This is a genomic window from Allobranchiibius sp. GilTou73, assembly GCF_021391335.1.
GTDB lineage: Bacteria > Actinomycetota > Actinomycetes > Actinomycetales > Dermatophilaceae > Allobranchiibius > Allobranchiibius huperziae.
The window spans coordinates 1,498,928-1,520,962 of sequence record NZ_CP090051.1 but is presented as its reverse complement, the minus strand read 5'-3'; the positions used below and the strand labels follow the sequence as shown (position 1 = coordinate 1,520,962).

The following is a 22,035-nucleotide window of genomic DNA, read 5'->3' as shown; positions in this document are numbered from 1 at the left end:
ATTACCCGAGGAGGACACCATGAATCACTCCCGTACCGGTGGACGCGGCCGCTCCGGCGGCTGGCAGCAGGCGGACCTGCCGTCCGCCGATGACGCGGCCGGCTGGTTCGCCGGCCGCCTGCCGAACGACCTCTACACCGGGGCCCCCACCGTCACCGTCGACCGCGACGAGATCGTCGTCGTCGGTGACATCGATGCCCCCGACCTGCCCGAAGGCACCGATGCTGCAGCCACCGAAGCAGCCGTCTCCGGTCGGATCACGCGCTTCCGGGAGGAGACGCGGGGCGCGCGGATGGCCCTGGCGGACGAGGCGCAGGCCCGCTACCGGCGCAAGGTCGCGTGGGGAGCCCGGATCGGCGACACCGAGGTCGTCTTCACCAACATCGCCGTCCCGGTGATGACGCGCCTGCGGCAGGACGAACGCCGCGTGCTCGACACCCTGGTGGACGCCGGGGTGGCCCGCTCCCGCGCGGACGCCCTGTCCTGGGCAGTGAAACTCGTCGGCGAGCACAGCCAGGAGTGGCTGGCCGAGTTGCGCGAGGCCATGACGGCGGTCGACGACCTGCGGGCCAAGGGTCCGCAGGTCTGAAGAGACCGACGACGCTGACGGTTTGCGTCGGTGGCCAGGGCTGCAGCCCTGGCCACCGACGCACAACCCCCACCCGTCTCTCCGTGCGGTCTCAGCGGACGAGGACCGGGGTAGCGGCGGCCGGGTCTCGCTGGCCAGTACGACGGTCGCCCCGGCTCCACGCGCGTTCCCCGAGGAGGCACAGCGCGGCAGGCAGCAGCACCAGTCGCACGATGGTGGCGTCCACCAGGATCGCGACCGAGAGCCCGACGCCTATCTCCTTCATCTCCACCAGCCCCGAGAAGGCGAACACCGAGAACACCGACACCATCACGACCGCGGCGCTGGTGACCACGCCGGCGGTCTGCTCCAGGCCGAGGCGCACGGCGATCCGGACCGGCACCCCCGCGCGCACGTGTTCGCGGACCCGGCTCAGCACGAAGACGTGGTAGTCCATCGACAGACCGGTGAGCACGGCGAGCAGGAACGTCGGGATCCACGTGATGATCCCGCCGGTGGAGTGGAAGTCCAACGGACCTGCGCCCCACCCGCGCTGGAAGACCACTGTCACGACACCGAACGCCGCGCCGACCGACACCAGGTTGAGCGCTGTGGTGAGCACCGCCAGCACCGCGTTGCGGAACACGACGCCCATCATCACCAGCACCAGCCCGAGCACCACGATCAGCACCCGCCACAACGCGATGTCCGCGTGCCGGATCGTGTCGTAGGACTGCGCCACATCACCGCCGACCGCCCAGGTGGCACCGGTCGGCCGGACCGCCTGCGGCACCACCGTCTCCCGCAACCGAAGGACCTGCTCGCCCGCCCGGGAGCTTCCCTGGGCGGCCGATGTCGCGACCGTCGCCACCGCCGTACGGCGGTCGGCCGAGACGACGACCCCGGCGGGTGACCAGTCACCGGTGGCCGCGGCACGGCGTTCCACGGCCTGCGCCGCGCTGCCTGCGTCCGCGCCGCTCACGACGACCCGTGCCAGGTTGCCGTGGCTCGGATACTTCGCCTGGATCTGCTGCATCGTGCGCACCTGCGTGATGCTGTGCGGCAGCGCTTCCAGCGAGTCGGTCTGCAGGCGCATCCCGAGGGCCGGCGCGGCGAGCGCCACCATGACGGCACCCCCCACAGATCAGCGCGGCCGCCGGTCGGCGTAGCACCGGGCGCAGCAGCCGACCGCTCACGGCTCCGGTCGGGATACGCCGGGAAACCCTCCACCACAACGGGATCCGTGGACGGTCCACCCACTTGCCGAGGAGCGTCAACATGGCGGGCAGCACCGTGAGCGAGCCCAGCACCGCGATCACCACGACCAGCAGGGCGCCGGTCCCGAGGCTGTCGAACGTCGTGTCGCGCGCTGCGTAGAGACCGCCCATGCTGATCGCGACCGCCAGTCCCGAGACCACGATCGAGTGACCCGACGTCTCGCCCGCGATGCGGATCGCGTCGGCACGGGTCGCGCCTTTGTCACGCTCGGCGCGTTCGCGTTTGAGATAGAAGAGCGAGTAGTCGACGCCGACCGCCATCCCGATGAGGAGGATCATGCTGGAGACCGTCGGCTCCATCGGGATGATCAGCGAGATCGGTCCCATCAGACCCATCGTGGCGAAGACGCTAGTGATCGCCAGGACGACCGGCAGCCCCGCCGCGATCAGGGCGGCGAAGACGATCACCATGATGACCAGTGTGATCGGCAGGCTGATGAGCTCCGCCGACCCGAGATCCTTACCCACCCGGTCGTTCACGGCCTTGTTCACCGAGACGTCCCCCGCCTCGTCGATGCGCAGACCGGGGTAGGCCGTGCGGGCGGACTTCGCGACCTGTGCGATGCCGCTCACGTCGGCGTCGTGGCCGCCCCGGACGGTCGCCGCCACGAGCATCGCCGCGCCGTCCTTGGACAGGACCGGCGACGCCACGGACGCGACGACGGGCTGGGTCGCGAGCCGGGCGCGTACGTCGGACGCGGCCCGCTCCGCCACCGGCCGGTCAAGCGCGCCGCGCGCGGACCCGATCAGCACGTACTCCTGGTCGGGCGCGTCCAGACCGGCCGCCGCGATCATCGCCGCTGCCCGGCCGGACTGCCCCACCCGGTAGTCGGCGTCCTTGGTCTGATGGGTGCTGATGGCCGATCCGAGGCCCACGGCCATCACCACCATGAGCGCCCAGACGCCGACGGCGCGCCAGGGATGCCCCGCACTCCAGCGGCCCAGTCGTTGGGCCGCACCGATCCGTGCCATGACTCCTCCTGCGATTGGAATGGGTTGTCGTCACAGGGTTTCGCCGAACGGGCGCGGCGTCAGGAGAGCCAGCACCCGCACGGGGGTGTAGCTGGGTGCACCCCTGAGGTCCGCAGGTCGGGAACCTGAGTGCACCGCCGTGCGGCCCGGATTCGGCGACGATGGTCGGATGAACCGACGACCCGGCCTCCTCGCGTCGATCGGGCTCAACCTCGCGAGCCTGGTGATGACGCTGCCGGCTCTCGCACTCCTGGGGCTGACCGTGGCGGGCATCGCATCGTCCGTGGCGATCGTCGGCCTGTTCATCCTGACCGTGACCCTGGTGCTCCTGCGACAGCTCGCCGGGGTGCAGCGCCGCCTGGTCAGCGCGGGCCTCGGCGAACCGGTCGCCCGCGCCTACGCCGACACGCGGGGCCTGTCACCGGTCGCGCGGGTCCGCCGCTGGTTCACCGACCGAGCGCGGTGGGCCGACGCCGCGTGGGCGCTCTTCACCTGCACCGTCGGCGCGATCGTCTCGGTCGTCGCGCTGGCCGTCGTCCTCTACCCGGTCTGGAGCATCACGTGGTACTTCCTGTGGCGATCGCTCCCGGCGGACCTCCCGCAGCCGTATCACTTCCTGCACGTCGCGGACCCGGTAGGCGGAGCCATCTTCACCGTCGTGAGCGTGCTGGCAGGGATCGCCGGGATGCGTTGGCTCACACCGGCCCTCACCCGGTGGCGCCTCCTGATGGACGCATCGATCATCGCCGACTCGCGCACCGCGGCCCTCGAGGAACGGGTCGAAAGGGTGACAGCTTCGCGCACCAGCACCGTCGACGCGGCGGCCGCCGAGCTGCGCCGCATCGAGCGTGACCTGCATGACGGCCCGCAGGCCCGGCTGGCCGCTCTGGGCATGGAGCTGGGCCTGGCCGAGCAACTCGCGCTGCGCGATCCGCAGGCGGCGGCCGGCCTGATCGCCGAAGCACGCGCGAACGCGCACACGGCGCTCGCCGACATCAGATCGGTCGTGCGTGGCATCTATCCACCCGTGCTCGCCGATCGCGGCTACCCGAGTGCGATCAGTGCGTTGGTCGCAGACCTCCCACTCGCGGTCTCCCTCGATCTCGAACCAGGCCAACGCCTTTCGCCGCCTCTGGAGTCGGCGCTCTACTTCGCCACCAGCGAATGCCTGGCCAACATCCTGAAACACGCGCACGCCGGTCAGGCGTGGGTCTGCCTGCGGCGCACCCCCCGAGCGATCCGCGTCGAGGTCGGCGACGACGGGGTCGGTGGCGCGGCTGCCGACGGGGCGGGTCTGCGCGGTGTCGCACGGCGGCTCGCGGCGTTCGACGGCATGATGAGCGTGACCAGCCCGCCCGGCGCGGGCACGAGGATCGAGATGGAGGTGCCGTGCGAGCCGTCGTCGGGGAGGACAACGCGCTCCTTCGCGACGGACTGACCCGCATCCTCACTGCGTACGACATCGACGTCTTGCAGGCCGTCGACAACGCGCCGGCTCTGTCCCGAGCACTGCTCACCGAGCGACCCGACATCGCGATCGTCGACGTCCGGATGCCGCCGACCTTCACAGATGACGGACTGAGAGTCGCCATCGAGGCGCGCGCTCAGCTGCCCGACCTGCCGGTGCTGGTGCTCTCGCAGTACGTCGAGCAGCTCTACGCACAGGAGCTGCTCGACTCCGGCTCGGGCGGGGTCGGCTATCTGCTGAAGGACCGTGTCTCCGACGTCGCGGGGTTCATCGACACCGTGCGGAGGGTGGCCGCCGGTGGGACCGTGCTGGATCCCGACGTGGTGCGCCAGCTACTGACCCGGCAACGGGCAGGGAGCCCGGTCGACCGACTCACCGCCCGCGAGCGCGAGGTCCTGGAACTGATGGCCCAAGGCCGCTCGAACGCGGCGATCGCCGGTGCACTCTTCGTGACCGAACGATCGGTCAGTAAACACACCAACTCGATCTTCACGAAGCTGGATCTGCCGATCGACGCCGACGACAACCGGCGGGTCCTCGCAGTACTCACCTACCTGCGCGGCTGACTCGGCGTGGCACCAGCTCGGCGCCGAGCCCACGATGCGTTGTGGGGGTTTTGCGTTTGCGGCCAGGGCAGCAGCTCTGGCCGCAAACGCAGAACCCCCACACCGACGCACAGCGGGTCAGTGCAGCAGAGCCCTGATCGCGTCCACGATGGGCAGATCGGCGGGCAGCCACGGGACGTCGTACAACTGGGCCGGCGTCAGCCAGCGGACCTGGTCGTGATCGACCAGCCGCATGGTGCCGGTGGTGATCCGCGCGAAGCGCACCTGCATCACGAAACCCGGCTTCAGGGGCCAGCCGGTGGCTTCGTCCAGGGCGACCGGGCCGGTCACCTGCTCGCCGAGCTCGACGGTGACGTCCAACTCCTCGGCGAGCTCACGATGCAGGGCCGCCTCGAGCGACTCGTCCTGCTCCACCTTGCCGCCGGGGAACTCCCACCCGCCCGCGAGCGCGCTGGGCGCCGTACGCCGGGCCGCCAAGAGGACCGTGGGGTGCGCCAGGTCGTCGACGATCGCCGCGCCGACCACCACCCGGGTGATCGGCTGTGCGGCCGCGTCGGTCACGTCGCGATGTGCGCGGGAGTGCGATCCGCGGAACCGGCGCCGGCGCGCGTACTCGCAGCGCTCGACCCACGCGCGGCGTGGGCTCCCCGGCGGGCGTGCGGGTTGGTGAAGAACGCGACCGCGACGATCGCCACCACCGCCAACAGTGCTGGCAGGTAAAGCGACTCGCCCATCGCCCGGGCGAACCCGGACTGCACGGCCGCGGGCAGCGATTTGCCGGGAGTCTGCGCGCCGCCTGAGAGCGCGGCGCCGCGGGCACCGAAGTGCGACGTCAGCCGGGACTCCATCAGCGAGGCGATCGCCGCACTGCCGAGGACCGCACCCACCTGACGGGTCGTGTTGTAGACACCCGCACCGGCACCGGCATTCTGGGGCGGGAGCATCCGGGTGGCCGTCACCGACAGCGGTGCCCACATGAAGGCGTTGGCGAGGCCGAGGACCACCATCGGAAGGAGCAGGGCCCAGATGTGCGTGCCGGGTCGCAGGATGTACCCCAGCCACGCCACCGCCACGCAGAGGCAGGTGAGGCCGAAGCCCGCGATCAGGCTTGGGTGGTACCTGTCGACCAACTTGCCCACGACCGGCGACAGCAGCAACGTCACCAGGGCCATCGGGACCAGCAGCAGCGCGGCCCTCGTCGGCGTCAGGCCGCGGACGGCCTGCGCGTAGAGCATGAACGGGAAGACCATGGCGGTGATCACGAAGCCGACCACGGAGATCCCGACGTTGGCGAGGCTGAAGTTGCGGTCGGTGAAGAGCACCAGCGGCACGAGCGGCTCGGCCTTGTTGAAGCGCTGCCACACCACGAATCCGGCGAGGACGAGCACGCCGAGGACGATCAGCAGGGGCACCGAGATGATCCCGATGATGGTGCCCCAGTGGTATTCGTGGCCCTCCTGGATCCCGAAGACCAGCAGGAACATGCCGACCCCCGACAGCCCCACCCCGAGCCAGTCGAAGCGGTGGCTGTGCACCGGCAGGCTCGGCACCAGCCACATGGCCAGCCCGAACCCGATGACCCCCACCGGGACGTTGATGAAGAAGATCCACTCCCAGCTGAGCTGGTCGACCAGCACCCCGCCGAGGATCGGACCCGCGAGCGTCGCGACACCGGCGACCGCGCCCCAGAAGCCCATCGCCTGACCGCGGCGTTCGGCGGGGAAGATCCGGGTGATGACCGACATGGTCTGCGGCGCGAGCAGCGCGGCCCCGAGGCCCTGGAAGACCCGCGCCACGATCAACGTGCCGATGCTGCCGGTCAGGCCGCACCACAGCGACGCCAGCGTGAAGATCGCCAGGCCCACCAGGTAGACGTTCTTCGGTCCGTAGCGGTCACCGAGCCGGCCGGTGATGAGCAGCGGCACGGCGTACGCGAGCAGATAGGCACTGGTCACCCACACCACGTCGTTGATGTCGCTGTGCAGGCTGCTGATGATGTCGGGCGTCGCCACCGACACGATCGTGGAGTCGACCAGGATCATGAAGAAGCCGACGCACAGCGCGATCAGGGCGGGCCAGGGGCTGAACCCCTCGGCGTCGGCCTGACGGCGTGTCTGGCTCTTGGTGAGCGTGATCTGGTCTGGCGTGTCTGCCACGTGCCGCTCCTCCCGTGCTACCCCTGCGGTACGCCGTGACGGGCGAGGGCCACCGCCGTACGGCGCTCGTGCCGTTCCAGAATATTCGGTCGCCGCGCGCAGGGCGGTCTCCGGCCGCGAGGCAAGAGCAGCCTCACCTGCGTGGACAGCACCGCGGGGCGCAGGCACCGTAAAGGCAGAAGAGCACTTCCCTGCAGGAGGAACCGACCATGACCGACGCCGAGCGCCTGGCCTCCCCCGACGGCACGCACCCGCCGGGCGAGATCGCCATGAACGACGTCCCGGCCTACCAGCCGCACGCCGCCGAACCGCACGACGCGAGCATGGCCGGCCGGCTGAACTGGCTGCGCGCGGGCGTGCTCGGTGCGAACGACGGCATCGTCAGTGTCGCGGGCATCGTCGTGGGCGTCGCGGGCGCGACCACCGGCCGACAGCCCATCGTCGTTGCGGGCGTCGCCGGACTGGTCGCGGGTGCGCTCAGCATGGCGACCGGCGAATACGTGTCGGTCAGTACCCAGCGCGACACCGAGCAGGCGCTGCTGGAGAAGGAGCGCACGGAGCTGCGCGAGATGCCGGAGGAGGAGCTGGAGGAGCTCACCGGGATGTACGAGAGCAGGGGGCTGCCCCGGCCGCTGGCCGAGCAGGTCGCCCACCACCTCACCGAGCACGACGCGCTCGGCGCGCACGCCGAGATCGAGCTCGGGATCGACCCGGACGAGCTCACCAATCCCTGGCACGCGGCGTTCGCATCGCTGCTGGCGTTCTTCGTCGGCGCCCTGCTGCCGGTCATCGCGATCCTGGTGCCGGGTCACTCGTGGCGGGTCCCCGTGACCTTCGTCGCCGTGCTGATCGCGCTGGCGGTCACCGGCAGGGTCAGCGCCGACCTCGGCGGGGCGCCGCGGCGGGCCGCCATCCTGCGCAACGTGGGTGGTGGTGCGATCGCGATGGTGATCACCTACGCGGTGGGCCATCTGGTCGGCGGAGTGATCTGACCTTCGCCGCACCGGGGGGTCAGCCCCGCGGGTCGAGCAGGCCGGCGTCCTGCGGCGCCCACGCCGGGTCCGAGCCCAGATCGACGATCCGGTTGGTCTCGTCGACGAAGACCACACTCGGGGTCATGAGGGCAGCCTCGGCGTCGTCGTACTGGCCGTAGCCGATCACGATGACCAGGTCGCCGGGACTCACCAGTCGGGCGGCCGCCCCGTTGATGCTGATCCGGCCCTCGCCGGCCGGGCCTTCGATGACGTACGTCGAGAGCCGGTTGCCGTTGTCGATGTCGACGATGTCGACCTTCTCCCCCTCGAGCAGGTCGGCCGCGCGCATCAGGTCGGCCGACACCGTCAACGACCCGACGTAGTGCAGGTCGGCGTGCGTCACCGTGGCCCGGTGGATCTTCGACTTCATCATCGTGCGCTGCATGCCCGCGATTGTCCCCGACCCGCCCCCACCATCCGGCCGGAGACCCGTGCACGGTCATAGTGGAGTCACCATGACCAGAGCGCGTTTTCACGGCACCATCACCGGCATCGGTACGACCAGCGGCGTCCGCGTGGTCGTCGGCCAGTGGCGCGACACGCCGTACGGCAGCTTCGACGACGTCATGCTGCAGACGAGCGAGGGGCACCGCCGGCTGCTGGCACCGACGGCGCAGGTCGCCGAATTCATCGAGCAGACCTACGAGTTCGACGAAGTGAGCATCACCCCCGTGACGGTGGTGACGGACGGCGAGACCGTCCGGCTCACCGCCGATGACCTGTCGATCGCGTGGGCCGTCGGGCGACGTACGGCGATCGGCAGGCTGCTGCGTGCTGTGCCCGCGCGCCTCGCGACGGCTCCCGCGTGGAGTCGGCTGATCGACCCGGTGGCCCGCGTCGTCATGCGCGGGGTCCGCACCGCAGGCACGGCGCGCGCCGGGCGGCGGGAGTTCTACGGAGCCCGCGACATGCACGAGCTCGTGCGCGTGTCGGGTGAGTACGCCGGCCGTGACCTGGGCGAGTTGGCGCCGGTCAGCCCGGCGGTGTCGTTCGGGTTCGGTTCCGCGCCGGCCCGGCCGGCGGTGACCACGATCGTGACGACGGTGATCGAGCGGTCAGCGAAGGCCCAGCCACAGACCCAGTGACGCCAACGCGACCCCGCCGAGCAACGTCCCGAGTCCGCTCCACACGGCGGGACCGCGCCGGCCGTCCTGTAGGAGTCGCGCTGTTTCGAAGCTGGCCGTGCTGAAGGTGGTGTAACCGCCGAGCACACCGGTGCCGAGCACGGCGAGCGCGTCGGACCCGAGTGCGCCGCGCTGCGCCAGGCCGGCGAGCACCCCGAGCGCGAGGCAGCCGGTGAGGTTGATGAGCATGGTGCCGACCGGCGTGTGGGTGCGGACTCGCGCCTTGACCAGTCCGTCAATCACGAACCGCAGCACCGCTCCGACGCCACCGCCCGCGCACAGCAGCAGATAGGTGCCGACGCTCATCGGCGCACCCGATGTGCCCGCTGGGCCGCGGCAATTCCCGCGAAAGACGCGAGCAGGCCCACACCGACGGTCAGCCCGCAGTACCCGATCGCCATGCCCGGCTCGTTCTCCCGGATCAGCTGCGCGGCCCCCTCGGCGAACGTGCTGTAGGTCGTGAAGCCGCCGAGCATGCCGGTCCCGAGGAGCAACCGCACGGTCCTCCGGCGCCCGTGATCGGGGCCGCGGCCTGCGAGCAACTGCACCAACGCGCCGAGCAGGAACGCTCCGGACACGTTGATCGCCAGGATCGTCCAGTTGACCCGGTCAGCGGGGGTGCGGAACCACAGACTCAACGCCTCGCGGACGCCGGTCCCGACGAAACCCCCGAGCGCGACGTACGCCGCGTACGTCGCGCGCAGGTGCACGGGACGCCCTTCGGCGTCGACATCGGGGTCCTCGGGCAACCAGGGATTCCGCACGGCGTCCCGGGCCGCGTTGGTGATTCGACTCATGCCGCGCTGACGCGCGACGGCGGTATGAACGACATGGTCGAACTGAATCAGATCGGCGGTACCACCGTCGCGGCGAGGTCGTTGTCGCATCCGGCTCCGAACGGCTCCATCATCAGGCACACTTCGCTCATGCCCCTCGCGAAGATCCCTGCGCTCCTCACTGCTGCCACGTTGCTGAGCGGAGCCGGATTCGTCGTCGTCGCACCAGCGCACGCTGCCACGGCGCCGAAGACGTACGCCAACTGCACAGCGCTCAACAAGGTCTACAAGCACGGCGTCGGCAGGAAGGGCGCCAAGGACAAGACCGCGGGCAAACCAGTGACCAACTTCACCGTGAACACCGCGGTCTACAACAAGAACACCAAGTCCGATCGCGACCACGACGGCATCGCCTGCGAGAAGGCCTGACCCTCCACGCGCGAGTGTCCGCAGTTCCGTGCATACGTGCACACGGAACTGCGGACACTCGTCGTCGAGTCGGTTACTGCCTGCGCATCGATCCGGTCGGGAACGACACCACCAGCGAGTAGCCGTCACCCTGCTTCGACGCCACCTTGATCCGGGTGCCCGACCCGGCGACCTTCACCGACCCGGCCGGGTTGGCCACGTAGTAGTAGGCGTTGGGGTTGGTGTCGTCGAACGTCGACACGGCGGGACGTGACGGGACCTTCGCCGCCAGACCCTGCTTGTGCAGGGTGAAGGCGTCGGTGCGGTCGAGCCCGAACGTCGCGTCGTACGGCTGGATGCGATTGCTCACGGCGACCCCGTCCGGCCACACCATCGGGGTGGCGTGGGCGTCCACGGGCAGCACCAATCCCCCACCGGGGTGGGCGGAAGTGTTGTTGTCCTTGAACTCGTTGTTCACGTACCAGATCAGCACGCCGTCCTGGTAGGGGAAGTGCTCGACCACGTCGGGGCGGCGGGGTCCGAAACCGAAGTTGTACGGGCCCTGCTTGAGCGTGGTGTCGTATCCGCTGTAGCGGCGCGATTCGGCCAGGTAGTAATTGGTCGCAACGCGGGTGTCGGTGCCGTTCATCCGGGTGAACCCCGCAGGTGTCCAGACCGAGCTCGCCGACTCCGCGCCGTCGGTGGTCGTGGTGGTGCCGACCGTGGTGGCGATGTCGTCGAGGAACGCGCCGGCGCCGTTGGTGCCGCCGTCGGTCTGGTAGAGGAAGCGGAAGGTGAGCTTCTTCCCGGCGTACGGCGTGAGGTCGTAGGAGACCGTGCTCCACCCCGTGCTCGTCCCGGTCACCGGCGTGCCCACGTTGTTCCAGGTGGCTCCGCCGTCGGTGGAGACCTGCCCGTAGAGGTAGTCGTAGTCGGCCTCGATGTCGTACCAGACCGACGCCGAGATCTTCCCCGACGTCGCCCCGGTCAGGTCGATAGTTCGCGTCAGGCTGTTATTGAGGTCGTCGTCACGCCCGGACCACCACTCGTACGAGCCCGTCTTCGGGGTGTTGTACTTCGTGGCGATCGTCTTGTCCGGCAACGAGATCGCAAGCGTCTGGGGCTTGGTGACGCTGTCCTGGTCGGCGGGGCCGAGCGAGACCTTGCCGGAGTTGCCGTAGCGCACTGTCTGGGTGTCGGACCAGCCGAGCTGGGTCCTCTCCCACGCGCCCATGTAGCCCGGGGTGGTCCCGATGGCGTTGCCACCGTGGTTCAACCACGAGCCGCTGTTCATCAGGCTCCAGAACGACACGCTGTTGGTGCTGGTGTTGGTGGTGTCGTAGAGGTCGGGCAGGCCCAGGTCGTGGCCGTACTCGTGCGCGAAGACGCCGAGGCCGCCGTTCTCCGGCTCGGTGGTGTAGTCGCGGATCCAGATGCCGGTGTTGCCGATCTGGGCGCCGCCGTTGAGGTTGCCCGTCGGGCCGGCCTTGCCGGCGCCGGTCTGCACGGCCCAGCGGTGGGACCAGATGGCGTCCGCGCCCTGGGCGCCGCCGCCGGCCTCCTCACCCTCGCCGGCGTGGATCGCCTGGAAGTGGTCGATGTAGCCGTCGGGCTCGTTGAAGTCACCGTCGTGGTCGTAGTCGTAGCGGTCCCAGACGTCGTACTTCTTCAGCTCGGTCTTGATCTGCGCGTCGGTCTTGCCGGCCGACTTCTGAGCGGTGTACCAGCTCGTCGCCGTGTCGCCGATGTAGGACCAGTAGCGGTCGGCCTCCGAGCCGGTGTTGGAGCCGTAGCGCGCCTCGTTGTAGGGCACGGTCACCCAGTCGGACACATCGCCCTGGGCCTTGTAGCGGCCCTGCGACTGGGACTTGTAGAAGTTCGAGAAGCTCTCGCCCGTGGTCCCGAACATCATGTTCTTGTAGTGCGCCCGGTTGAAGTCCTTCTCCCAGTACGTGGAGTTGTCGTCCGACGCGGTGCCGTCGATGGTGCGGTCCGGCTCGGGGATCTGATTGTGCTGGGGTCCCGGGCCGCCGCCGGCGGTGGGGTCGGTCTTGGTGCCGAAGTCGGTGAGGACCGTGAAGATGTTGGCCGTCTGCTCCGGGTCGTACTCGACGTACTTGGGCTTGGCGGCCTTCGCGTTCTTGCCGCGGGCCTTCTGCTGCGCAGCGGTCGGCTTGCCGTCGTCGACGACGATCACGCGCTTGCCGTTGACCGTGGCGGTCGTGGCCTCGCCCTTGATCAGCTGGTCGACCGCGGTACGCCGCAGTTCGGCCTGCTTCTTCTGCAGCGGGTCCGGCTTGTTGTCCGGTCGGACGACGGTGCTGGGCGAGGTGCCACCACCCGATGTCGGGGCGCCTCCGGCCGATGCCGCGTAGGTCACTCCCGGTGCGAGGGCCATGGCCGTTGCGGCCAGAGCACCCGTCATGAGCACGGTTCGCTTCACGTTTCCTCCTGGATGTCGCCGGCCGCGGGATGTGGCGGCGGGCGCCGTCAGTGTCGGCTGCACCACCCGTCATTCAGAAGGGCTTCGACGCGTTCCACGGTCGAAACTGACAGAGAGTTGACCTTTTCCTGACCGTTTCCTGTGTACTCGCCGGTACTTCTGCGCGAGCCGGTCAGTGCCGGCCCTGCAGGACACGCAGGTCACGCTCGGCGATCAGGCGGTGCTCCCACTCCTCGTGGATCACCGCCCGCAGGCAGCGCCGGACCTCGTACCGACCTGGCGGCGGGTAGCCCGGGCCGGTCACGTCGGTGTCGCTCGCGAGATGCTCGTCGGTGAGCCCGGCGAACAGCGCCCGCATCTCGGCCATCCGGTCTCCACGCAGAGCGAGCAGCCGCTCCAGCGTCGGGCGCGCCGTGCGGTCGTTCGGCACCCCGTGGTCGTTCGGGTCGTGTTCGTCGTGTGGCAGGCCGAGGGGGTCGAAGGGCGACGGGTCATGCAGGACAGCGTGTTTCGCCCACCCGTCGACAACGAAGACCAGATGCCGCAACGTCTCGATGAAGGACCACTCGTCGTCGACCCGCTCGTGCAGTTGCTCCGGCGGGAGACTCCGCGCGAGCGCGACGGTCGATGCCCAGGACGCCTCGATCACCCCCCACGCCTCCCGGAAACCGTCGGCGTCCGTCGGCCGCAGCTTCGCGCGCTCCGGATAGCGCCGATCCAGCTCCGCCTCGACGAACGGCGTGACGTCGACGCCGTTCACGGTCAGATTGCGCACCAGGCCGTCCAGCTCGAGATCGGTCATGTCGACGCCCCGGAGCCGCGCTCCCGTCAGGTAGACGTTGCGCATCCGAGCGCCGCTCAGGTCGACCCGCTCGAACCGCGACCTGGACAGACCGACTCTCATGAAGCTCGAACCACCCAGGTCCACATCCGTGAAATCGCTCACGCAACGACCCTGCCACCGTCCACCGACACCGGACAGTGGCTCGCCTCTCGTCGTGGGTGTCCGCACTCCCGTGCCCCCGTCCGTACGAAACCGCGAACACTCGTGGACCGCTCATCCCTCCTGCTCGGGCCACCCGTCGAGGAGCTTCCCGATGTCCGCCAGCTGCGCCGTGGAGACCCACGACGGATTGGACCCGACCGGTAGGCGCTGCACCTCCAAGTCGTCGATCCCCGTGGCGCGCAGCTCCTCGTCCGACACGGTGTCGTGCAGCAGAGGAATGTGCAGGCTCACGTCACCTCGCGCTTCACTGCTCACCCACCCCACGCCGGCGATCCCGCGCGTCACCGTGCCACCCGCGGCGGAGACCCACAGGATCGCCTTGTGGCCCGGTCGCATCATTCGGCTGCGGTAGTTGTCCGCGACGCACCAGTCCCGCACGATGTGCTGTCGGTGCTCCAGCAGGGCGCGGCGGACGCGCGCATGCTGCTGCGGGTCGCACTTGATCACCCAGGCGCCGAGGTTGTCCTCGGTGATCTTGCGCTGGGCCACGCTCCAGTCCTACCAGGCGCCGGAGCCGCCGGCACCGGGTGGGAGCGACGCACAATGGACGCGTGCCGCACAACGACCCGCCCCCGCTGACCGACGACGGGCACCACATCGTGGTCGACGGTCGTAAGTGGCGGGCCACCGATCCCGCCATCCCCGGCGCTCTGCGCAAGGAACTGGTGGCGGAGTTGATGAGCGCCCGCCGCGATGTGCGCACCGACGCCGAGTCCGCCCGCCCGCGGGTACAGGACGCGAAGGTCGCGCTCGGTGAGCGTGGCGACCCGTGGTGGGAGCCGACGCCCGACGGCCGCCGTACGAGGCTCGCCGCGACGATGCGGACGCTCCTTCGTCACCGCGACGCGGAGGCGACCATCTGCCCGAGTGATGCCGCGCGGGTCGTGGGTGGTGAGTCGTGGCGCGACCTGATGGACGACGCCCGCTCCGTGGCAGGCGAGCTGGCTACCGGCGGGGTCGTCGTCGTACGCCAACACGGCGAGGACGTCGACCTGGACGCGGCGGTCGGGCCCGTGCGCCTGGCCCGCGGCCCGAAATGGTGAGCGTCACTGCCCTGTCGGTCGCGCGCCCCGCAGTGCGGTCCACCGTGGCGCGACCGCCAGCGCGAGCGCGAGCAGGGACAGCACGACGGCGATGATCACCGAGGTCACTGCGACACCGAGGTAGCCGTGTCGGCCGGGGTCCATGAACGGGTAGGGATACCAGCCGACGATCCCGCCCCGCACCAGGCTGTAGACGAGGTAGGCCAGTGGTCCCAACAGCCACCCCAGCGCGGCCCGGACCGACATCGCCCGGCGACCGGTGAGCAGCAGCCAGTCGAGGATCACCACGATCGGCATGATGTAGTGCAGGACCGTATTGTCCCACGGGACGGCGGTGAGCTCGGATGCCGGGTAACCCGACAGCAGCACGATGAAGATCAGGATCACGGTCGTCATGAAGAACGCCACCGCACCGCGGTACAACTCCAGCCCTCGACTCGACCACCGACCCGCCGCCGCGAACGCGCTCAGCATCAGGCTGATGACCGTGAGCAGATTGGCCTCGACGGTGAAGTAACTGAAGAAGTCACCGGCACCGAACCTGTGCTGAGCGACGAGAGTCGCGACCTCGGTCACCAGGGCACTGAATCCCAGGAACGCGAACAGGACCCTGACTGTCACGATCGGCCACACCGTGGGCGGGCGTTGCGGGTGGATCACATGTTCACTGACCACACCGCGCCTCCGGAGCCTGGGTTACCGGGCCGATGCTAGCGGCGGCCCGCCTCTCCGGCCGTGCCCCGCGCCGGAGCACCGTCGGGAGCGGCGGCATCTGCCGGTCCTGAGGTCACATTCAAGCGGCCGAAGTGCCAGGAGAACGGTGACTCCCTGACCATAAAAGTCACGAAGGGTCGCCCCCGATGGAGGCGACCCCTCGTCGTCAAGACCGGTCAGGAAGTCAGCGTTGCGAGGTGGGGCTGGTGGTGCCGAAGATGTAGGGCTGTTCGGTGTAGACCGCCCGGTAGTCCCGAGTGGCCGAGCTGGTGTAGCTGTAGGAGGTGGCGCCGGCGGAGTTGGTGGTGAAGGCTTTCAGGTCGGTCCAGGTGCTGCCGCCCTTGGCCCGGTACTGGATGACTCCTGTTTCGCTGGCCCAGGGGATGTTCATGTCCAGGCTGTAGGCGTAGCGCACGGCGCGGGTGTTGATGGTGACCTTGCTGCCGGACCGGGAGGTCTGCAGACCGGCCCAGGAGCCGACCTTCACTGTCGTCACGGGGGCGTTCTGGGTGTACGTGTGGCCCTGGTCGTCGAAGGCGAACCGGCCCTTCCAGGTCATGACGCCGACGTAATCCAGGTTCTCGGATTCGTCGATGATGTCGGTGTCGAAGAGCACCGTGTACGCGGCGTCGGAGACGTTGTCCCCGCCGGCGTACCAGGAGGCTGTGACGACTCCGTGCAAGACGCATCCACCCGTGAGGGAGGGCATGTCGGACGGGTCGCCTTCGAAGTCGGAGGTGAGGCGGATCGTGCTGGGCACGACCAGCTTGCAGGTGCCGTACGGGGTCCCGGACGTGGCCGGGTGGATCCGGGCGATGTTCCGGATCATGGCCTGGCGGTTCACGTGATGAACCGTTCTCGTGGCGGTTGCAGCGCCGGCGGGCGCGGTGACGGCGACCCCCAGGGCTGCGATGGCGGGCACTGCGCCCAGGGCGGCAAGACGACGAATCATGGATGGGCCTGCTTTCGCGTGGTTGGCGTGGTCCCCCAAGTCGGCCACACCCGGTCGCAGCCTATGGGTCACCTGTGCCCGAAGTGGGCTGATTCGGTCGAGCTGTCTCGATGCGATCCGTTGCTGAAGACGCACGGAGCCAATATCGATCGCCTGAACCCTAGAGACGGCGCCGGGGAGGTCCCCGTGGCGCCGTCCGAAGCACCATCCTCGACCGCCGCCTGCGGCCGCCTCGGGCGGGTCGGTGGTGTCGCAGTCAGATCTCGGGGTCGCACTGGCGGCGACTAAGCGCTGACTCTTGCGCCCGCTCTACCGCTCTTGTGCTGCCACGGGATCGAAGACCCCTCTGCGTACGGTATCAAGCGGTATCATGGTGGCATGGCCATGACCTTGAGGATGACGGACGAATTGACCGAAGCGCTACGACAGACCTCCGAACGGGAAGGTCTGTCGATGCAGGCCGTCGCCGTTCAAGCGATCGAGGAGTACACATCCCGTCGCGCGCACCTGCGCGACCAGCTGCTGAGCACCCTCGTGGTGGAGGACCGCGCCGTGATCGCGAGGTTGGCGGACGCGTGAACGACGACGAGCCGACCGAGTTCCTGACCTTGGAGGACATCCTCGCCGTCGGCAAGGCGTATCTGGGCCGCCGTCCTCAGGTGCGCGATTACGGCATCCTCGAAGCCGCCGCGGGCCGTCCGCGGGCAGTGGTGTTCGGCGAGCCCGTCTACGCGGACATCCACTTCAAAGCCGGAGCGTTGCTGCACTCGCTGGTGAAGGGCCACGCCCTGATGGACGGCAACAAGCGACTTGGGCTCGGCGCGCTTAGGTTGTTCTACGCCCTCAACGGCTTCACGGTCATCGCTGATGACAACCAGAAGTTCGACCTGGTGATGGACGTGGCCGAAGGGCGCCTTGTGGCAGTGGAGGACATCGCGGCCCGCCTGGAGAAATTCGCTCGTCACAGTTGAGAGCGGGACCTCAACCCGTCACGGTTGATGCTGCTGGCGCGATCGGTTCGGGCCGGGTCGACGTGGCCGATCGCCGGGAGCTGGCGATGGGGTCTTGGTCGCCCGTACTCACCCGCGCGTAGCCCACGACCTGTCCCGACATGTCTAGACCTTCGGGCAGAATTGTCACAAGCCCAGGATCGGACCCTAGATGCTTGCGTCGCGGACCAGCCCAGGATGGGCGTCTAGGGCATACCCCAGATGCACAGTTGTCAGACGGTGGGCTTCTCGTGGAGGACATCAACGTCAGTGATCGGCGGCAGGCTGGTCAGGCACCGATTGCCAACCTGCGGATCGGCCATCGCACGCGGGACGTGCCGGGCGGTGGCCCGGCACGTCTTGCGCCAACGTATGTGCCTATGCGGTGCGTCTTTCGGCTGGCTGATCCAGGCGGACCGGCATCAGGATGGACAAGTTGCCGTCCCGGGCGGGGTTCCGGATAGCCAGCGGTGCGATCGGGTCGTCCAAGCTAAGGGTGAGTTGCTCGCCGGCCTCCAGCGCCTGCAGCAGGAACTCGCGGTTCACCCCGACTACGACGGCGTCTGGATCCTCGGACGCACCGACCCGCACCCCTTCGGTGCTGATGTTGAGTCGGCTGACGTCATAGGCGACGCCGTCGTTGTCCCGGGTGAGGGTCTCGGTTGGCCCGGCGGACAGTGCGGCTCGCAATGCTGCGGCGTCCACCGGCACTTGTCGGCGCCCCGGGGTGAGCAGGGTGCGGTAGGAGGGGAAGTCCACGTCGGGTATCTGCGAGCGGACGGTGCCGCTGTCACTGGACAGGGTGATCGTGCCGTCGTCGACGACGATGTCGAGGGAACCGGTGTGCTCGCCGGCGAGCAGTTCATCGACCGCCGGTGCAGGCAGCAGGAGGTGCAGTTGCGTCTGCTCCGATGTGGGCACCGTGCTCGTGGCGAGGCGGTACCGGTCCGTGGCGACTACTCGTAGCTGGGCAGGTTCGCTGTCCAGGAAGACCCCGTTCAGGCGGGGCTCGTCCGGGTCGGGGCAGATGGCGTGCCGGACCTCGCGCAGTGCTCGGATCAATTCAACGGCAGGCAGGGTGCAGCGGTGCATGGTGATCTCCGTGTTCTCGAGGAGCTGATGGACGATGGAGATCTCCCTCCGAGCATCGGCCAGACCAGCTTCCAGACGGCCCAGATGCGCGGCCAGGATCGCGCTGGCGGTTGCCGGTTCGGTCGCGACCGTCCTGATGTCCTCCAGCGGCAGGCCAACCCGGCGCAGATGCGCGACCAGCCGAGCCGAAGCCACCTGACTGCGCTGGTAGAAGCGGTACCCAGAACTCGGGTCGACCATCGATGGTGCCAACACGCCGGCACCGTCGTAAAACCGCAGTGCGCTGACGGGCAGCCCACTCAGCGACGCCATCTGACCGATACCCGGGACTGCTGCACGAACAGGTGACATCTGATCTGGCTTGCCCGGAAGAGCGGCCTGGAAGGATGTTGCGATGCCCAAGCCCTACCCCATCGAGTTCCGCGAGGACGTGGTGCGCGTGGCACGCGCCCGCGAAGCGGGCGTGACCTTGGCGCAGGTCGCCAAGGATTTCGGGATCCACGAGATGACGTTGACCAAGTGGTTGCGCACGGCCGATGTCGAGGACGGCAACAGGCCCGGCACGACACGTGCCGAGAGGGTCGAGTTACGAGATGCCCGCCGCAGGATCCGCACCCTGGAACAGGAAAACGAGGTGTTGCGCCGCGCGGCGGCGTACCTGTCCCAGGCGAATCTGCCGGGAAAAGGCTCTACCCGCTCGTGAAAGAGCTCGCCGCGCACGGGGTTCCCGTGACGGTGTCGTTGCGGGTGTTGAAGCTCTCTCGTGCCCCGTACTACCGGTGGCGCACCGCCCCGGTCACCGGCGGTGAGGTGGCGTGGGCCTACCGTGCCAACGCGTTGTTCGACGCGCATCGCGACGACCCGGTCTTTGGGTACCGGTATCTGCACGAGGAAGCCGGCGACGCCGGCCACCAGATGTCGTCGCGGACCGCGTGGGCGATCTGCTCGGCCAACACCTGGTGGTCGGTCTTCGGCAAACGGCGCAGCAGTCGGCCTCGCCCGGGACCGCCGGTGCACGATGACCGGCTCGCGTTCCAGGACGCCAAGGGCCGCACCCGGCACGACTTCACCACCGCCGAGGACCTCAACTGTGTGTGGTTGACCGACATCACCGAACACTGGACAACGGAAGGCAAGCTCTACCTCTGCGCGATCAAAGATGCCTGCTCCGGGCGGATCGTCGGCTACAGCATCGACTCCCGGATGACGTCGAAACTCGCTGTCACCGCCCTGAATTCGGCCGTTGCACGACGCGCCACCGCGAGTGCGGACGTGGCCGGGTGCGTGGTGCACTCCGACCGAGGCAGCCAATTTCGTAGCCGCCGATACGTGCACGCCCTGGCCCGTCACGAACTAGTCGGGTCCATGGGCCGCGTGGGTGCCTGCGGCGACAACGCCGCCATGGAGAGCTTCTTCGCGCTGCTTCAAAAGAACGTTCTGAACACCCGCAGGTGGGACACCCGCGAGCAGCTGCGCATCGCGATCGTCACCTGGATCGAACGCACCTACCACCGACGCCGACGACAAGACCGCCTCGGCCGATTGACCCCCATCGAATACGAGACCACCATGACCCCCACGGCGAACCTCGCCGCGTGACTACAAACTGTCACCTGTTCGTGCAGCAGTCCCCCTCCAGGTACCTCGACGGTCGTCGTATGCCCCCCGCGAAGACGGTGCCGGTCTCCGTTGACGTAAAACGAACCGAACGACAGCGGCGGACTCGCGCCCTTCACAATCGCGGTGCGCACGATCACCTGAGGCATGCGCGCATCGTGGCAGACACACCCCGCGCCCGCCTTTCTCTCAGCACTACGGCGCCAACGGCAGCACATCCCGGTCGCTGTGGTGCGAACTTCACTATTGAGGCAATCTCTCTCAGAACGACACTGCAGGTTGCCACTGAGCACGATCAGTGGGCGCCATACTCAGGGCGTGGCCCCCGACTCTCCACTGACATCGCTGGAGAGCTGGCTTTTCCACCATCATCGCCAAGTGCGACTGGGATGCGCGGCCTTCATCGTCGTAGCGGTGGTGTGGGCCCTGTATCTCCTCGCGAACGGCCTCGTTGGCGACGCCGTGGTGGCGGTCGCATCCTGCGGTGGACCCGTTGCGCTGCTCGCTGGCACCAGGGCGATCGAACAACGAGTTACCCAGCGCGACGTGGTGGAGCACGTGGGGCCAACGTCATGAGCCAGCCGACAGACGCACGCGGCGAGGTCCGGTACGACCTGCGGGCACGCCGCCCACGCCTCGCGAAGTGGATCGCGGGATTAGTGGTCGTAGTACTGGCCTGGACAGTCGTGCGGGACGCCGCTAAGGGGGCATCGCCTGTGCACTACGTCATCCCAGCCTTCTTCGCCGTGCTGTTCTGCATCAGCTCGACCCGGACCCTCAACACCGTCGTGGTCAACCGGCAAGGCATCCGCCGCCCGACCCGGCGATTCATCCCTTGGTCACAAGTGGAAGCCGTCCACCAAAGCAAGTACTCCGACCTAGTCTCACTGCACCTGGTTGGAGGCCGCGATTGCAGCACCGGGCTACCCGCCGAATATGCGGAGCGAGTGGCTCAGATCGGCAACGTGCCACTGTCCTAACGCAGCAATCTAAGACACTCTAGTAACGGGTACCTCAGGCTAGGACAAATCAAAGCTAGGCGACCCCTGCTGCCGTTCGGTCCCGGTGTCGAAAAAGTGATCTAGGTAGTCCTCGGTGTCCAGCCCGCTGGACCGCATCAGGGAGAAGACCTCAGCTCCAGGCTCCATTTCATCCGAGAGCTGGTTCGCCTGGGCAAGCCCGGTGTACTCACCGTCAAGGTCGGCGGCGTACTCAAGCGCCTCAGCTTCGGCCAGCTCGATCGCCGCATCCATGTCCGTGGCCCGCCACAACGTGATGCGCTCTTCGTAGACCTGATCGGCACCGGGCTGCAACCGGAATACACACCGCACTGACACCCACCCGCTGAACTCCACCCGAACAATCTCCATGGCTGCGTCTCGCCACTCCCCTTCACCCTTCCTGGATGTCACGGGGGCCGGCGTGGGGTTGGAGAACTATCGCCAGGGAGCAAGATCAGACCCGCCCGGTGGTTTGTCGCTAACTCCGACGTGAGACCCGCTAGCAGGAGACAGTGGGGTATGGCTGGATCGAGTGACCGCACTCTTCGGATCGACTACGTCAACGCCAACTGGAACGTAGGAGCTGAAGCCGCCTCTGCGTTCGAGTTGCTGATTGTGACCGAAGACGGTGAGCGGCGCTCCCTACCGATCACCGCCGACGAGCTGTCCGCGCTCGGGCCGCTCCTGCGCCGGGACGGGGTGCTCCTGTTCGACCCCGCGGGGCAGACCATCATCGTGGGAAACCTGGTCGGTGAGTGGTTCCAACAGGACTGGATCCAGGGTGACCACCGCATAGCAGTGCCGGCGCGGTAGACGTCCCTCTGAGGTC

Annotated in this window: 26 protein-coding genes; 12 read left to right on the top strand and 14 right to left on the bottom strand. The window is 68.5% G+C overall.

From position 1 onward, the window contains the following. The first annotated feature begins 19 nt into the window (after window positions 1-19). A complete protein-coding gene (locus tag LVQ62_RS07730) occupies window positions 20-589 on the top strand; it encodes a hypothetical protein (RefSeq protein WP_179482358.1) in 570 nt (189 codons plus the stop codon). 91 nt (window positions 590-680) lie between these two features. On the opposite strand, the gene LVQ62_RS07725 is transcribed toward LVQ62_RS07730, so the two are convergent. Both LVQ62_RS07725 and LVQ62_RS07720 read right to left on the bottom strand, forming a co-directional pair. Then, a complete protein-coding gene (locus LVQ62_RS07725) occupies window positions 681-1,604 on the bottom strand; it encodes an MMPL family transporter (protein ID WP_233767144.1) in 924 nt (307 codons plus the stop codon). Beyond that, complete coding sequence (locus LVQ62_RS07720) at window positions 1,486-2,817, bottom strand: MMPL family transporter (protein ID WP_233767142.1); 1,332 nt, start codon at window positions 2,815-2,817, stop codon at window positions 1,486-1,488. Before LVQ62_RS07720 ends, LVQ62_RS07725 begins: the two co-directional genes overlap by 119 nt. A 169-nt stretch (window positions 2,818-2,986) precedes the next feature. On the opposite strand from LVQ62_RS07720, the gene LVQ62_RS07715 reads away from it, so the two are divergent. Next, window positions 2,987-4,255, top strand: coding sequence for a sensor domain-containing protein (locus tag LVQ62_RS07715; protein WP_233767140.1), 1,269 nt, complete (start codon window positions 2,987-2,989; stop codon window positions 4,253-4,255). Beyond that, the gene (locus LVQ62_RS07710; protein WP_233767138.1) at window positions 4,207-4,851 is read left to right on the top strand and encodes a response regulator transcription factor; all 645 of its coding nucleotides are present in this window, start codon (window positions 4,207-4,209) and stop codon (window positions 4,849-4,851) included. Before LVQ62_RS07715 ends, LVQ62_RS07710 begins: the two co-directional genes overlap by 49 nt. A 117-nt stretch (window positions 4,852-4,968) precedes the next feature. Here the strand turns inward: LVQ62_RS07710 and LVQ62_RS07705 are convergent, their stop codons facing one another. Together LVQ62_RS07705 and LVQ62_RS07700 are read right to left on the bottom strand one after the other, a co-directional pair. After that, window positions 4,969-5,412 carry a (deoxy)nucleoside triphosphate pyrophosphohydrolase gene (locus LVQ62_RS07705; RefSeq protein WP_233767136.1) on the bottom strand — a complete coding sequence of 148 codons (444 nt, stop codon included), beginning with the start codon at window positions 5,410-5,412 and terminating at the stop codon, window positions 4,969-4,971. Further along, window positions 5,409-6,986, bottom strand: a complete 1,578-nt coding sequence (locus LVQ62_RS07700; protein ID WP_255696549.1) for a DHA2 family efflux MFS transporter permease subunit — start codon at window positions 6,984-6,986, stop codon at window positions 5,409-5,411. Before LVQ62_RS07700 ends, LVQ62_RS07705 begins: the two co-directional genes overlap by 4 nt. A gap of 290 nt (window positions 6,987-7,276) precedes the next feature. On the opposite strand from LVQ62_RS07700, the gene LVQ62_RS07695 reads away from it, so the two are divergent. Further along, window positions 7,277-7,999 carry a VIT family protein gene (locus LVQ62_RS07695; RefSeq protein ID WP_370639704.1) on the top strand — a complete coding sequence of 241 codons (723 nt, stop codon included), beginning with the start codon at window positions 7,277-7,279 and terminating at the stop codon, window positions 7,997-7,999. A 19-nt stretch (window positions 8,000-8,018) separates the two neighbouring features. Here LVQ62_RS07695 and panD read toward each other — a convergent pair whose 3' ends face one another. Next, window positions 8,019-8,426: an aspartate 1-decarboxylase gene (gene panD, locus LVQ62_RS07690; protein ID WP_233767134.1), complete on the bottom strand. Its 408-nt coding sequence runs from the start codon at window positions 8,424-8,426 to the stop codon at window positions 8,019-8,021. Between the two features lie 70 nt (window positions 8,427-8,496). Here panD and LVQ62_RS07685 point away from each other — a divergent pair, with 70 nt between their 5' ends. Further along, the gene (locus LVQ62_RS07685) at window positions 8,497-9,126 is read left to right on the top strand and encodes a hypothetical protein (protein ID WP_208053262.1); all 630 of its coding nucleotides are present in this window, start codon (window positions 8,497-8,499) and stop codon (window positions 9,124-9,126) included. Here LVQ62_RS07685 and crcB read toward each other — a convergent pair. Beyond that, window positions 9,097-9,471 carry a fluoride efflux transporter CrcB gene (gene crcB / locus LVQ62_RS07680; RefSeq protein ID WP_208053261.1) on the bottom strand — a complete coding sequence of 125 codons (375 nt, stop codon included), beginning with the start codon at window positions 9,469-9,471 and terminating at the stop codon, window positions 9,097-9,099. The two genes, LVQ62_RS07685 and crcB, sit on opposite strands and share 30 nt — an antisense overlap. Further along, the gene (locus tag LVQ62_RS07675) at window positions 9,468-9,962 is read right to left on the bottom strand and encodes a CrcB family protein (RefSeq protein WP_233767131.1); all 495 of its coding nucleotides are present in this window, start codon (window positions 9,960-9,962) and stop codon (window positions 9,468-9,470) included. Before LVQ62_RS07675 ends, crcB begins: the two co-directional genes overlap by 4 nt. A gap of 129 nt (window positions 9,963-10,091) precedes the next feature. On the opposite strand from LVQ62_RS07675, the gene LVQ62_RS07670 reads away from it, so the two are divergent. Next, window positions 10,092-10,370 carry an excalibur calcium-binding domain-containing protein gene (locus tag LVQ62_RS07670; RefSeq protein ID WP_233767129.1) on the top strand — a complete coding sequence of 93 codons (279 nt, stop codon included), beginning with the start codon at window positions 10,092-10,094 and terminating at the stop codon, window positions 10,368-10,370. A gap of 73 nt (window positions 10,371-10,443) precedes the next feature. Here the strand turns inward: LVQ62_RS07670 and LVQ62_RS07665 are convergent, their stop codons facing one another. The 3 genes from LVQ62_RS07665 to LVQ62_RS07655 all read right to left on the bottom strand — a co-directional run bounded on the left by LVQ62_RS07665 (window position 10,444) and on the right by LVQ62_RS07655 (window position 14,287). Further along, window positions 10,444-12,792 (bottom strand): immune inhibitor A domain-containing protein, encoded by a 2,349-nt coding sequence (locus LVQ62_RS07665; protein WP_233767127.1) that lies wholly within the window; start codon window positions 12,790-12,792, stop codon window positions 10,444-10,446. Between the two features lie 172 nt (window positions 12,793-12,964). Further along, window positions 12,965-13,738: a DinB family protein gene (locus LVQ62_RS07660; protein WP_233767121.1), complete on the bottom strand. Its 774-nt coding sequence runs from the start codon at window positions 13,736-13,738 to the stop codon at window positions 12,965-12,967. A gap of 111 nt (window positions 13,739-13,849) precedes the next feature. Then, on the bottom strand, window positions 13,850-14,287 hold the full coding sequence (locus LVQ62_RS07655; protein ID WP_233767119.1) for an EVE domain-containing protein: 438 nt from the start codon (window positions 14,285-14,287) through the stop codon (window positions 13,850-13,852). Between the two features lie 62 nt (window positions 14,288-14,349). Here LVQ62_RS07655 and LVQ62_RS07650 point away from each other — a divergent pair, with 62 nt between their 5' ends. Further along, complete coding sequence (locus LVQ62_RS07650; RefSeq protein WP_233767117.1) at window positions 14,350-14,841, top strand: DUF3253 domain-containing protein; 492 nt, start codon at window positions 14,350-14,352, stop codon at window positions 14,839-14,841. A gap of 3 nt (window positions 14,842-14,844) precedes the next feature. Here the strand turns inward: LVQ62_RS07650 and LVQ62_RS07645 are convergent, their stop codons facing one another. Together LVQ62_RS07645 and LVQ62_RS07640 are read right to left on the bottom strand one after the other, a co-directional pair. Further along, window positions 14,845-15,462 (bottom strand): Pr6Pr family membrane protein, encoded by a 618-nt coding sequence (locus LVQ62_RS07645; RefSeq protein ID WP_233767115.1) that lies wholly within the window; start codon window positions 15,460-15,462, stop codon window positions 14,845-14,847. Between the two features lie 277 nt (window positions 15,463-15,739). Then, window positions 15,740-16,399, bottom strand: a complete 660-nt coding sequence (locus LVQ62_RS07640) for a hypothetical protein (protein ID WP_233767112.1) — start codon at window positions 16,397-16,399, stop codon at window positions 15,740-15,742. A 486-nt stretch (window positions 16,400-16,885) separates the two neighbouring features. Here LVQ62_RS07640 and LVQ62_RS07635 point away from each other — a divergent pair, with 486 nt between their 5' ends. Both LVQ62_RS07635 and LVQ62_RS07630 read left to right on the top strand, forming a co-directional pair. Then, the gene (locus LVQ62_RS07635; RefSeq protein ID WP_233767108.1) at window positions 16,886-17,086 is read left to right on the top strand and encodes a hypothetical protein; all 201 of its coding nucleotides are present in this window, start codon (window positions 16,886-16,888) and stop codon (window positions 17,084-17,086) included. Continuing rightward, complete coding sequence (locus LVQ62_RS07630) at window positions 17,083-17,478, top strand: type II toxin-antitoxin system death-on-curing family toxin (protein ID WP_233767106.1); 396 nt, start codon at window positions 17,083-17,085, stop codon at window positions 17,476-17,478. Before LVQ62_RS07635 ends, LVQ62_RS07630 begins: the two co-directional genes overlap by 4 nt. A gap of 396 nt (window positions 17,479-17,874) precedes the next feature. Here the strand turns inward: LVQ62_RS07630 and LVQ62_RS07625 are convergent, their stop codons facing one another. Then, window positions 17,875-18,900 (bottom strand): MerR family transcriptional regulator, encoded by a 1,026-nt coding sequence (locus tag LVQ62_RS07625; RefSeq protein WP_233767104.1) that lies wholly within the window; start codon window positions 18,898-18,900, stop codon window positions 17,875-17,877. Between the two features lie 82 nt (window positions 18,901-18,982). Here LVQ62_RS07625 and LVQ62_RS07620 point away from each other — a divergent pair. Then, window positions 18,983-20,187 (top strand): IS3 family transposase gene (locus LVQ62_RS07620; RefSeq protein WP_233763987.1). Its coding sequence is split into 2 segments (ribosomal slippage): window positions 18,983-19,267 and window positions 19,270-20,187, totalling 1,203 coding nucleotides; the frame shifts between segments, so codons are not numbered across the junction. Window positions 20,188-20,523: 336 nt separating this feature from the next. Beyond that, window positions 20,524-20,781, top strand: a complete 258-nt coding sequence (locus LVQ62_RS07615) for a hypothetical protein (RefSeq protein WP_233767102.1) — start codon at window positions 20,524-20,526, stop codon at window positions 20,779-20,781. A 443-nt stretch (window positions 20,782-21,224) separates the two neighbouring features. Here LVQ62_RS07615 and LVQ62_RS07610 read toward each other — a convergent pair whose 3' ends face one another. Next, the gene (locus LVQ62_RS07610; protein WP_233767100.1) at window positions 21,225-21,617 is read right to left on the bottom strand and encodes a hypothetical protein; all 393 of its coding nucleotides are present in this window, start codon (window positions 21,615-21,617) and stop codon (window positions 21,225-21,227) included. A 108-nt stretch (window positions 21,618-21,725) separates the two neighbouring features. On the opposite strand from LVQ62_RS07610, the gene LVQ62_RS07605 reads away from it, so the two are divergent. Next, entirely contained in the window at window positions 21,726-22,019 is a 294-nt protein-coding gene (locus LVQ62_RS07605) for a hypothetical protein (RefSeq protein ID WP_233767098.1), read from the top strand. Window positions 22,020-22,035: the final 16 nt, after the last annotated feature.